Origin of the sequence: Bacillus sp. EKM501B, from assembly GCF_011800505.1 — a bacterium.
Lineage (GTDB): Bacteria > Bacillota > Bacilli > Bacillales > Bacillaceae_G > Bacillus_A > Bacillus_A cereus.
The window spans coordinates 34,992-47,592 of record NZ_JAALFZ010000031.1 but is presented as its reverse complement, the minus strand read 5'-3'; the positions used below and the strand labels follow the sequence as shown (position 1 = coordinate 47,592).

Genomic DNA, 12,601 nt, shown 5'->3' with positions numbered 1-12,601 from the left:
AGCATGTCATTCCTCTCTTCTATTATACAGTTATATTAACGTAATAGTAATATGTTTTTTACAAAAAGTAAAGAATACATTACACCAAACCGAATAATACATTATATGTTTCACCGAAAAAACGTGAAAATTATACGCTATTAAATTTATTGGGGGGTCTGCCACATGCCCACCAACTTAAGCAAACAAATCCACCCCCTAACGAAAAAATGAGCTTTTTATTACAAATTAGCACAAAATTTCGTTCTGGGGGTAGTTGTATTTTGTTAGCTTGATTAGTCTGCAACGAGACCTCTGGTAAAAAGAACAGGGACATCACAAGGTGCTTTTTTTCGAGCAATTAATAAGCAGCCACTTGAAGAGACACAGAAGTAAAAAATCTCTGTGTTTTTACTTTGCGGGCTATGACAACAAACCTGACACTCCCCCTACTAGGTCTATTTCACATATTTTACCTCCTGTGCACAATACCCTTTTATAAAATATATTTTATTCATATATCATTACCCAATATTTTTCTTCTAGCTCACCTTCTTCAATAACTTTTTTCCAGCCCATATTCTCATAAAATTTTAGTGCTTTTTGATTTTTAGAAACACACTTTAATCTTAATGGTGTATTCATCTTTTCTATGGAAGCATGAAGTAACTGTCTTCCAGCCCCCTTACCAAAGAACTCAGGATGTACAAATAAATTGTGTATAAAGTTTTCAGGTAAATATAATGAAGCAAATCCGAGGATATGATTATCTTCCTCTGCTAGTATTATATATTCTCCTTCAGTATGTTTATCAAAATCTTCTAAAATCATTTCATTTCTATCTAACCAATGAAAACTTTCACGCCGTGACTCTAAATATATACTTCTTAAATTAGGGTAGTCTAATGCAGTCGCTACTCTAATATCCATTTTCTCACTCTCTCTTCCTTTTTTAATTGAATAAATCTAACCGTTTCTAGAGGGAACGGTTAGATTTACGGGCGAAAATTTATTCACTCGTATCTCTTTAAAACAATAGCTGCATTATGACCTCCGAAACCAAATGAGTTAGATAGACCTATATTTATTTTCACTTGGCGAGCAACAGATGGTACATAATCCAGATCGCATAATGGATCAGGATTTTCTAAGTTAATTGTTGGAGGAACTATCCCTTCCTTTAAGCTCATTGCTAAAGCAATTGCTTCAACTCCACCAGCTGCCCCTAACATATGTCCAAGCATAGATTTATTAGCTGTTACTGGGATCTGATAAGCTTGTTTCCCAAACAGCTGCTTAATAGCCATAGTTTCAGAGGTATCTCCCACTTTTGTACTTGTTGCATGGGCACTAATAACATCAACTTCTTCAGGCGATATATTGGCATTTTTTAAAGCCGATCTCATTGCAAGATAAGCACCTTTACCTTCCGGATGTGTAGCTACGATATGGTGCGCATCGGAACTTGCACCATATCCAATGACTTCTGCATAAATCTTTGCCTCTCTATGTAAAGCGTGAGATAAAGATTCTAAAATTAAAATTCCAGCTCCTTCTGACATGACAAATCCATCTCGATTTTCATCAAATGGACGACTAGCCTTAGTGGGATTATCGTTTCTTGTTGATAATGCTGTAGCGTTACCAAAGCTGGCTATTGATAAATCTGTTATAGCTGACTCTGTTCCACCCGCAAATATAACGTCAGCTTCCCCAGAACGAATTAGTCTAAAGGCTTCTCCGATAGCTGTATTTCCAATTGCGCAAGCAGAAACAGGTGACATAGAAGGCCCCATCGCATTCCACTTGATACTAATTTGTGCTGCAGCAGCATTAGACATTATGGCAGGTACTAAAGTTGGGCTGACTCTTCTTGGTCCCTTCTGCCTAAGCGCATCAACATTTTCAATCAAGGTTTCAATCCCTCCGATACCTGAACCTACGTATACGCCTAACCTTTCTACATCTATACAATCGAGGTCTAACTTAGAATCTGACCAAGCTTGTTCAGCTGCATCCAAAGCAAATTGAGAAAAACGATCTAAACGTCTTGCTTCTTTCTTTCCTAAAACTTCAGCTGCATCAAAATCTTGGACGATACCCGCAATTTTTGTTTTATGATTGGTAACATCGAAAGTATCGATATTGACTATACCAGATTCCCCTTTAATTAGATTGTTCCAAAATGTTTTGATGTCGTTTCCTATAGGAGAAACTACTCCCATACCAGTAATCACAACTCTTTCCACTTTGCATTCCCTCCAATCAATAATATACTTGTATTTTACAGTCAATTTATCCTATTACAAGGGGGGATTTATCCTAGTATAACTACTACTAGGTTAAATTGATAAGATAAGGAGTTTTAAAAATGAATAATAAAACTAGGCGTGAAGCTCTGTCGGCATTCTTAAAAACTAAGCGCGCCCAAATTAGTCCAGAGTCTATTGGTTTGCCTGCCGGAACCCGGAGAAGAACACCTGGATTACGAAGAGAGGAGGTTGCACAGTTAGCAGGTGTCAGCACCACTTGGTATACATGGCTAGAGCAAGGAAGAGATATAAAGGTTTCTACAATCGTACTTGATTGTATTTCTAAAGCTTTGCAATTAAATAATGATGAAACAGACTACTTATATGACCTGGCATTCGAATCAAATTCAGAAATTACAATTCCAAAAAAGGATCAATCAAAGCTTAGTCCTTCTTTAATACGAATACTAGATGAATTAACATATTGTCCGACTATCATTACGGATCGACATTTCCATATTGTGGGTTGGAATCTTGCAGCTGCTTATGTTTTTTTAGATTTTGAACAAATACCAAATGATCAAAGAAATTTAATTCATCTAGTATTCACTAGAAAAGAATTAAAAGCATTGGCCGTCAATTGGGAACATTTTGTGAAAGGTTTTCTTGCTATTTTCCGTACCTATTATGGACGCTATTTAGACGATGAATGGTACAGCCAGTTTATTAAAGAAATGAGTCATTCCCATTCAGAATTCCAGGGTTTATGGCAAGAAAGCCAAGTGAGTAAGGCTCCAGACATGATAATTGAATTCAGACATGCTAAAGCAGGCAAAATGTTGTTTAATTTAACTTCTCTTCAAGTTCAAGGTGATATGGATTTACGGTGCAGTATCTATACGCCAGTAGAGGAAACAGATACAGAAAATAAATTAAAGGGATTAATGAAGAGGGCTTCCAGTGAAAATTAATAAAGTAAGTTCTATACATTAGCAAAATGATACTGATTACTGAAGAAAGTCAATATTCCTTATGGGAAAAAAGAGTTAATTTTACTGTTTCCTTTTTGTTCTATGGGTTGATGGGGTTAGTTGAAGGAGGATAAGCTAATTTGCATTCGGATTTCTATGATCCCTCTTCCATTATAGGGTGCTTTAATGGAAGAGGGATCGTGCTATGAAGTTCGAAGACAAGCCTAAATTTCATCTTATTTTTTCATTATATAAACTCTACTAATTTCTCTTTTCACTTAAAGGTTTCGTTTAAACTAAAAAAATAGAGCCTCAGGAACAGGGTCCTCAGACTCTATTTTTTATTTAATCTAGGACAGCATAACTTTCTCTAATTCTTCTTTACTAACATCATTTGCAAGTATTATGACTTGATAAGCACTAATCTTTCCTTTTGCAGGCAAAATTCCTTCCAGCTTGCCTTTCTTAAAAATTGCAAAACAAAAAGGCACCTAAGTCAGGTGCCTTTTTGTAAAAATTATTTCTTCATCTTTATTTAAATAATTTAAGATTTTGCGATACCTACATCACTAAATGCTTTTTTAACAACTTGTTCTGTGTTTTGGGGCATTTTCCCTTCGGTTCTAAGTACTTTCGCGACTTTTAAAATTTCTTCAAAAGCATCATGAAAACTAGAATTTGGCTGTAGATGCGGCCATGCAGTGTACCATAAGATTGCAGCATTATCTGTTCCTATTTCCATAGACACGAGAAAAAATGCTTTATTTGGAATACCGCTGTTCGTATGCACGATATAACTTTGTCTTTTTTCTTCAGTCTTAAAATCAAGATTGCTACCATCATCATATTTATCCATGTGATTCGGTTGAGAATCATGTTCGTTTGCGGTTCCTGGTTCTTTCATTGAGCGAAGGGCTTTTTCAGGAAATTTAGGACCAAGAATTTTGTCACCAATTAATCAATCGGCATTCTGAGCATTTTGACCCAAATGATAATACCTCTCCTATTCTACCTCTTATTAACGTAGAAAGGGTTCGTTCGGTTGCACTAGGTACAGATAAAATCATTACTGGTAATGAAGCTAGAGGTTTAATTGATTATCTACTTCAAGTAAATAGCTGGCTTCAAAAATATCAAATTAAACTTATCTAAAATATATTCGATAGATAGCAAAGTAACATTTTATATATGTCGAACAATTAAGATGGATCCCTGCCATCCCTTGTTCGAAGCCAATCCATCTCCCGCCTACTCACTGGGCTGTAACCCTTCACGCTCCTTGAGGAAGGAGTCTTCTTGGCTAAAATGATAGAAACCGTAAAGATTAGAAATCCTTACGGTTTTTATTTGGATTATTTACATGCGTTGCGTATTCGGATCTATATAGTTATTCTGAATCACTTTATCTTTTAAAATTTAACTTCATTAGATTTATTTAATTGTAGCCTCTACTTTTATTTGTTCTTTTTGGGTATTGTTATCTATAGCTATATATATTTTTTCAATTTTATAGACGGTATTTCTTGGCAATAATAATTCGTATTGCCCTGGATACGCAGTCAAGTCATCTGAATTCATATACGCACCATGAGTCCCAGAGCCTACCTTAAATTCTGTCATAACTGGTCTTGTTTTGGCATATCCGGCATCAATAAGTATAGAAGTACTTATATATCCAAATTCTGTTATTGTTTTTCCTTGGAATTTTTTTTGTATTTCCTTGAATTTCTCCCTATCAACCTTGCCATTTTTTATTATGGAATTATCATACTCCTTTCCAAAAATCCATGCATCATCCCCCCGATACACTTTTATATTGTCATTCACTTTTGCCTCTTTTCTATTTAATGCTTTATCTAAGGATTCAATTTTTTTCTTCATTGTAGGATCAGAATCTAATTTACCCGCATGCGTTCTTAAGAATTCATTATACGGCCTTGCATTTTTTGTATAATCTCTTATGGCTGATTTCTCTTCTTTGCTCCACTTACTAAATTGTTTTTTTCCCCAAGCATCAGCTTCTTCTTTGTTTGTACACAGCTTATATTTATCTACATTATTACAGTCCTTAGGCTTTGACGGTATATTTCCTATATATTTTGATGTAGATTGAAACGTCACATTATCGTTTGGCTCAGTCATCGCAAATGTAGATGTAGTACCACCAAATACCGTTAAACCTAATGATAGAATAGTAGCTATAGCTAGACTTTGTTTTTTCATATTAATACTCCTCTTATTCTGTATTTTTAAAAATTAAAGGTTTCCATACCAAAGGAACAAACTTATTTATTGAACATCATTTCTTAATTTGTTTGTATCAAATCTCAGAGTCCTTGATTATTTCCTATTTAATTTTTTTGATTCTGCCAAACTATAAAGAACCCTATAGTAAGATGTATCCATTCTCCAAAATTATGTTTATATAGATACGTAAAGCCACCATAACTATGAACTTCTAAAAATGGATAACATAGTTATAAAACAAAAGAAAAATATCATTATAAAAACAGTATTCATTTCAAAGAATAAACAACCTCATAAGAACTCGTATCTTAATAGTTATTCCTACAATTTATCCCTGGTTATTTATTGTATATAAAGTGAAGTACGCATTGTATTGAATGGGAAATTAATAGAGTTTTTTTGATATTCAAATGTCCCCTGTTGATGCCCAGATGCATCCCATTTATAATACCAACCAACAATTGGGTTGCCCCCAATTACAGTTGACCCAATACTCTTTACTGCTGAACCATTCATTTTTGCAATTGGATTTTGTCCATATCCAATTTCTTTTGTGTAAATATATAGGTAACTTCCCCCATGGTTTCTTGTTGTACTAAAGCTATTAGTATTGATTGTCTCTAGCCCACCTTGCTCAGACTCTACTTGTACAGCGTTTAATGAAGATAATGGTGCTGCAGGACCAGCAGATGCCTCTGTTGCCATTCCTAAACCTACTAATGTAGTGATTGCTAACGTTAAAATACCTAAAGCTACTTTTTTAAACATAATAAGATCCCTTCCCTCCATTTATTGTATATCACCACAAACATAACTTTTTTCCCTAAATATGTAAATAACTTGAAGTTTTATAAATATAAGATGGAATATTCTGTTTTATATTTCTGCAGCTTTATCAACATGAGAGATAGAATTTTCGCAGCTTTATGTAGACCGTATTACAGGCCTGTAAGATTGTTCATCCTTTGTTAATCTGTGGAATTAGGTTATCAAATTAATTAATTTAATAATTTAAATTCAAGATTTTTATCAACTAGAGTTTTATCAATGATAGAACCATTATAGGGGTAGCGAAACGATTCTGGGTATGAGGTGCCACTATGGGATTAATTAAAAATAAAAAAAGAACTTTATTCAAGTTCTTTTACCCAATGAGACTAGGTGGTCTAGCTCACACCTGTAATCTGACATATTTCTTCATTTTTTCCTTTAATCTATTAAAGCGTATAGTTATAGGCATACCGCCAACATTTTAACGAGAATATACGCTAAGCAAGATTTCACATAAGAAAACGTCACTTTATATATTATTCCTATAAGAAATCACAATGTGCAATCCAATCATTTGTTTTACTATTTTTAGCAAAATAAATTCCGCCGCCATGAATAATCTTTAAATGTGCTTTTGAATCGTCTGTTATTTGAAAAATAAATTCATAATCCGCGGGCCATTGGATGCCTGATTGGGCAAAACAAGCATAGCCACCTAATTTATGTATGTAATGATTTTCTTCAAAAATATCCTCGTAGTAGTCAATCTCATTTGTGTTTTCAAGTTCTAAAATTCTATCTTGCATTTTGTTTGGAAAATCTTCCGTATCCCATTGTGGAAACTCATCATTTACTAATCTTGATATTAAGGGAAAAGGTTTTAAATTTGGAAACGTAAGTGACATTTTATTCGGTACTAGTTCTTCTAAAGAATCATATTCTCTAATAGGGGTACCGCCACACATCCATCAACTTAAGGATTTAGACTATTTTTGAAGTTAAAAGCACGTTACTATTTTCTTATGTTAATGAGAAAGGGTGACGTGCTTTTTATGAATATGAATCAAAAACAAGAATTATCTTTATTCGCTGAAGAGTTATATCGATATATGTCTCCCGCTACACTTAATCAATTAGCCATAGAAGCAGGCGGGATGAAACGAAAACGTAAGTGCCACGGGCACCATTTCTTATCTTTGTGTGTATGGCTTAATCAACAAGTCGCTACTACCTCTCTTACTCAACTATGTAGTCAATTAGAAACTTCAACAGGAGTTTTATTAAGTCCGGAAGGACTTAATCGGCGATTTAACTCGGCTTCTGTAGCCTTCTTTCGAACGGTGTTTACTACACTTCTACAAGCTAAAATTGGAGGCGTATCTAAGATTTCTCATTCTCTTTCTTCCTACTTTGAGCGCATTCGCATCCTTGATTCTACAACCTTTCAAGTTCCAGATCGATTCGCATCCACTTATCCTGGTGCCGGAGGATGTAGTCATAAAGCTGGTGTGAAAATTCAACTAGAGTATGACTTGTTAAGTGGAGAATTTTCTGATGTGAAAATTGAACCAGGAAAACGAAGTGATCAGGCATATGGTGCGACTCGAACAGGCATGATACAAAAGAATGAGCTGTATATTCGTGACTTAGGATATTTTCGTCTACAAGACTTTCAGTCTATTCAAGACAAGCAAGGGTATTATTTATCTCGTCTTAAGTTACCAACTAAAATATATAGAAAAGAGTTCGAAACAGTGGTATTTAAAACAAAACCCTCTCAATTAAAACCGGTATATATACAAATTCATTTGGAAGACATTATGAAACAATTACAACCTGGCCAAGTGTATGAATTACACGATGTATATGTAGGGAGTAAAGACAAACTGCCTACTCGTATTGTAGTTTATAGGTGTACCGAGGAGCAAAAACAGAAACGCCTACATGACCGAGCTATTCGTGAAAAGAAAAAAGGAATTACATATACAGAGCGCACGAAGCTTTTACAAGGTATTACGGTATATATGACAAACATTCCTACGGAATGGGTACCAAAAGAGAAAATCTATGATTTATATTCATTACGTTGGCAAATTGAGCTGTTATTTAAAATATGGAAATCTTGGTTTCAAATTCATCGTTGTAAATCTATTAAACAAGAGCGATTAGAATGTCATCTTTATGGGCAACTCATTAGTATTCTACTATGTTCTTCTACTATGTTTAAAATGCGAGAACTCCTATTACGTAAGAAACAGAAAGAGCTAAGTGAATATAAAGCGATGTACATAATTAAGGGTTATTTTTCACTTTTTTACCAAGCATTACACAAAAACACCCAAGAATTATCAAAGGTTCTCCTTCGTCTGTTTAACCTCCTACAGCACAACGGACGAAAATCTCATCGATACGAGAAAAAGACAGTCTTTGATATTTTGGGTGTTGTCTATGAGTATACCACTTCCATTCATCAGGTAGCATAATTATAGTGGAAAAATTGTAACCCTTCGGGGTTTATTTGATATGCCTACTTTTAGGATATCTATAAAAAATAATGAAAAACTACATGGAAAGATCCGCCTTTGTATAAACATATACCTTAAGTTGATGGATGTGTGGCAGTACCCCATCGCTATCAACCTAACAAAACAGGTTGACCCCAAAACGATAAAAATGAACTTCGTTACTATAAAAACACAAAATTTTCGTTAAAGGGGAACTTCAAAATCTTAAATTGATGGGCTGAATCCCGTATTCCCCCTTTTCGAGGGGGCAAAAACATCAGTATCAAAAATCTACAAATTAAAAGCTAAGATTAACGAACACAATCTTAGCTTTTACACAAGGAGAAAAAAGGAAAAACCTGTTTGATTAAAAAAATGTTTTAGACTATAGAAAAAGGTATTAGACAATTTTAAAAAAGTTGTAGACCGAAAAAATGTTTTCTGTACCTGAAGGATAATGTATTGGACGAGATGACTGGCGGAGTTGGAAGGATAGCAGCGTATAAGAAAACCGCCTGTGAGAGCGGTCAATTTTTTTACGTAGTAATTGAGTTCATGTAGCCATCTGAAAAATGTACCTTAACGAGGAGCATTAAGATATGTTCTTTTCACTTTAATGCTTTTATTATGTTATCTACAAATATTTTATCGATTTCATGTCCATGGTTTATTTGTTCTGGGTCCATAAGTAATCCTTTTGATCTTTCTTTGTCAATCCACAAGTGATACGTCTGGGTAGTTCCATTTAAATAATGAACATTGATTTTAAAATTTGGTTCTTTTATGTTAGATGGATTTATCGGGGTATCAAAGTGAGTGAATTTGATAGCATTCAAGAAGTCTCCAACTTCTAGGTCCTTAACGAATATGTATTTTTTATCACCCTCAACTTCAATAAATTCAACGGGTTTATTTTTTATGGAGTGTGATCCCTCACCATCCTTCGCTGTATATTGAAGTATAATACCATTTTCTGACTGGGTGCAATCTCTTAGCATATATGCAAGACCATGTGTTTCTTGAGGAGTAACGAACTTATTGCATATATCCTTTCTATTATCGTTTTTGTACTTGTGAGTAAAAGTAAATTTCTCATTTTGATAAGTTACAGTGTCTAAACTCGGTACTTTTGCCTCCTCGTCGGTTAAATAATTTTTAATTTGTATCTCGTCATTTTTCTTATCTTTTACATTTTGAGAAAATGTTTCAAATCGTTCTAAATTTCTAGATTTTTCTTTAGGGATGTGTATTACAATCTCATTTTTGCTCGCTTCAGAAGATGCTTCTTCATTACCATTACTACATGCAGTTAAAGAAGCGAGAGATAAGCATAATGCTCCAACAATTAATGTTTTCTTCAAATTGAGTCCCTCCTTTAAATATATTATAAATTTAATTATAGAAATAATTAACTGTTTTCTCCTAAAAAACTTAGCGATTCGAATCGTTTTCTTACCACATCACCATCAAGTTAAAGCAAAATTATATCTATTAATACAACACAATTAATATTATGTTGTATTAAACATGTACTTAAAGTTAAAAAATAAACGTACCCATATAGAAAAAATGATAATCTTCCCATAAAATAGGTGGGAAAACTTTCAAATTGCTATTCTACTGTAGAATGAAAATGATACAGTAATAATTAAGGTTATACTGTTCCCTATTTGATTTTAAATAATAAAGGAAGATATTGAGGTGTAATAGATGATACATAATATTCCAGATTTTTATACGAAAAAAATTCTTATAGTAGATGATGAAAAAGAGATTTTGAATTTATTGGAAGCAGTTTTAAAGAAAGAGGGATTTCAACATATTTATACGTGTACAACAGGAGAAGAAGGGATACGCATGTGTAAGCAAGTACAGCCAGATCTTATCATATTAGATATTATGCTTCCAGATTTAGATGGATATAGTGTTTGTCAGCAAATTCGACAGTTTACATTCGTTCCAATATTTTTCTTATCGGCGAAAAATGAAGATTTAGATAAAATACTTGGATTAAGTATAGGTGGAGATGATTACATTACAAAGCCTTTTAGTCCAAAAGAAGTAGCATATAAGATGAAAGCATTTTTTCGGCGCAATCAATATCAAGAAAAGGCTCGTATTATGTATCAGTTTGGAGACATTACAATAGATGATGCACAAGGAACAGTATTAAAGGGTGATACATTACTATCTTTAACAGCAAAAGAATTTAATATATTACTATTTTTAATAAAAAACCCAAATCAAATTTTTAGTAAGACCCGCTTATATGAAGCTGTCTGGGGCGAAACGTATCTGGGTAATGACAATATTATGATGGTACATATAAGACATTTAAGAGAAAAAATAGAAGATAATCCTTCCAAACCTCATTACCTTGTAACAGTAAGGGGACTCGGATATAAACTTAATACAAAAGGTGATGCAAGATGAAGTGGAAGGTTACGAAACTATATATTACCTCATTAATAGGATTAATTATGTTTATCCTAATCGTTCAATTTTTTGCTTTTAGTTATTTAGTATTTACTTATAACCGTGAGGGAATGGACGATCCAGAGGGTTCAGTATTAGCTTTTCAAAAAGAAATCATAGTAGAAAGTGGAAGTATTTCTATAACAAATAAAGGGAAAAAATTTTTGCAAGAACGTGGAGCATGGTTACAAGTATTAAATCATAATAGTGATGAAGTATTTCAAATGTATAAGCCTAAAAATACACCAACTCACTATACTCCGAGTGATTTGATTTTACGCTATAAGTACGATATTGGGAATTATACAACGTTTGTGGGTAAGTTAGATAAAGGTACACAAGTTGAAAGTTACATTGTCGCTTTCCCGTCAAACCAAGCATTGCGAAAATCTGTCTATTTGAACTTCAATAATTTATCTAGCTTCTATCCATATGGGATTTTAATGTTAATAGGAGTAACAGTAGTTTGTATTTTATTATTTGCTTACATTGTGGCAAGGTATATGTCAAAACCTGTTGTCAGGATAATTGAGCATATTAATAAATTAAAACAAGGACAATATAAACAAGGACCGAAAGAAAAGGGAATCTATGCAGAGGTGTATATAAATCTGAATCAGTTATCACATCAACTAAAGGATATTAACGTTCAAAGAAAAAGACTAGATACGATGCGAGCAGAATGGATTATAAACATCTCTCATGATTTAAAGACACCGCTTTCTTCTATTAAAGGCTATAGTGAAGTTATAGGAAATCGGGAGTATAAAATTACTGCACAAGAAATGTACCAATATGCAGAAGTAATTCAAAATAAATCAATTTATATTGAAAAATTGATTGATGATTTAAAACTTACATATCAATTGAAGAATGCGTTGTTACCTATCCATAAAACTAAAGTAGATATTGTGAATCTCACCCGAGAAACAATTATTGAATTTATGAATATGCCTCAATATGAGAATCGATTAATTGAATTTGAATGCCCTCAAGAAGAGCTAATTATAAAAGCAGATCAGGGATTAATTCAACGTGTCACAGTAAACTTATTGAATAATGCGCTCATTCATACTGATGTTAAAACAGTAATACAAGTTCGTATAAAACAAACATCCGGATACATCATAGTTACGATTGAAGACAATGGTGACGGAATAAATAAAAATGATTTACCACATATTTTTGATCAATACTTCCGTGGTACAAATACAGATCCGAAAAGTGGTTCAGGTTTAGGAATGGCAATTGTAAAGGAAATCATCGTAGCTCACGGTGGAGAAATTGCAGTAGAAAGCACCAAAGGAAAAGGTACTAAAATTACATTTCAGCTTCCGTTAGAAAATTAAGCTAAACTTAAGGTCAGCTCAATTCAAGATTAAGCAAGAACTTTCATAATAAA

The 12,601-nt window shown here is 33.5% G+C and carries 10 protein-coding genes and 2 pseudogenes; 4 read left to right on the top strand and 8 right to left on the bottom strand.

What is annotated here, in order from left to right; genetic code table 11:
• Nucleotides 1-489: 489 nt before the first annotated feature.
• Nucleotides 490-909: a GNAT family N-acetyltransferase gene (locus tag HFD78_RS27880; protein ID WP_000354968.1), complete on the bottom strand. Its 420-nt coding sequence runs from the start codon at nt 907-909 to the stop codon at nt 490-492.
• An 83-nt stretch (nt 910-992) separates the two neighbouring features.
• The gene (fabF, locus tag HFD78_RS27875) at nt 993-2,228 is read right to left on the bottom strand and encodes a beta-ketoacyl-ACP synthase II (protein ID WP_000442905.1); all 1,236 of its coding nucleotides are present in this window, start codon (nt 2,226-2,228) and stop codon (nt 993-995) included.
• Nucleotides 2,229-2,350: 122 nt separating this feature from the next.
• Between fabF and HFD78_RS27870 the strand changes: the two genes are divergently transcribed.
• A complete protein-coding gene (locus tag HFD78_RS27870) occupies nt 2,351-3,202 on the top strand; it encodes a helix-turn-helix transcriptional regulator (protein ID WP_001060885.1) in 852 nt (283 codons plus the stop codon).
• Nucleotides 3,203-3,552: 350 nt separating this feature from the next.
• Here HFD78_RS27870 and HFD78_RS29755 read toward each other — a convergent pair.
• The 5 genes and pseudogenes from HFD78_RS29755 to HFD78_RS27850 form a co-directional block, all read right to left on the bottom strand.
• A pseudogene (locus HFD78_RS29755) lies at nt 3,553-3,657 on the bottom strand (transcriptional regulator); the annotation flags it as partial.
• An 89-nt stretch (nt 3,658-3,746) separates the two neighbouring features.
• Entirely contained in the window at nt 3,747-4,157 is a 411-nt protein-coding gene (locus tag HFD78_RS27865; RefSeq protein WP_325849662.1) for a M4 family metallopeptidase, read from the bottom strand.
• Between the two features lie 476 nt (nt 4,158-4,633).
• Entirely contained in the window at nt 4,634-5,425 is a 792-nt protein-coding gene (locus HFD78_RS27860; RefSeq protein ID WP_000744856.1) for an ADP-ribosyltransferase, read from the bottom strand.
• A gap of 366 nt (nt 5,426-5,791) precedes the next feature.
• A complete protein-coding gene (locus HFD78_RS27855; RefSeq protein WP_000475215.1) occupies nt 5,792-6,217 on the bottom strand; it encodes a DUF4879 domain-containing protein in 426 nt (141 codons plus the stop codon).
• 545 nt (nt 6,218-6,762) lie between these two features.
• Nucleotides 6,763-7,170, bottom strand: a pseudogene (locus HFD78_RS27850) (DUF1963 domain-containing protein); the annotation flags it as partial.
• A gap of 102 nt (nt 7,171-7,272) precedes the next feature.
• Between HFD78_RS27850 and HFD78_RS27845 the strand changes: the two are divergent.
• Nucleotides 7,273-8,703 carry an IS4 family transposase gene (locus tag HFD78_RS27845; RefSeq protein WP_141526392.1) on the top strand — a complete coding sequence of 477 codons (1,431 nt, stop codon included), beginning with the start codon at nt 7,273-7,275 and terminating at the stop codon, nt 8,701-8,703.
• A gap of 629 nt (nt 8,704-9,332) precedes the next feature.
• Here HFD78_RS27845 and HFD78_RS27840 read toward each other — a convergent pair.
• A complete protein-coding gene (locus HFD78_RS27840; RefSeq protein WP_000751879.1) occupies nt 9,333-10,085 on the bottom strand; it encodes a DUF4362 domain-containing protein in 753 nt (250 codons plus the stop codon).
• 349 nt (nt 10,086-10,434) lie between these two features.
• Here HFD78_RS27840 and HFD78_RS27835 point away from each other — a divergent pair, with 349 nt between their 5' ends.
• Nucleotides 10,435-11,157, top strand: a complete 723-nt coding sequence (locus HFD78_RS27835) for a response regulator transcription factor (protein WP_000581653.1) — start codon at nt 10,435-10,437, stop codon at nt 11,155-11,157.
• On the top strand, nt 11,154-12,548 hold the full coding sequence (locus tag HFD78_RS27830; RefSeq protein ID WP_191968135.1) for a sensor histidine kinase: 1,395 nt from the start codon (nt 11,154-11,156) through the stop codon (nt 12,546-12,548). The genes HFD78_RS27835 and HFD78_RS27830 overlap by 4 nt, the downstream gene beginning before the upstream one ends.
• Nucleotides 12,549-12,601 lie beyond the last annotated feature (53 nt).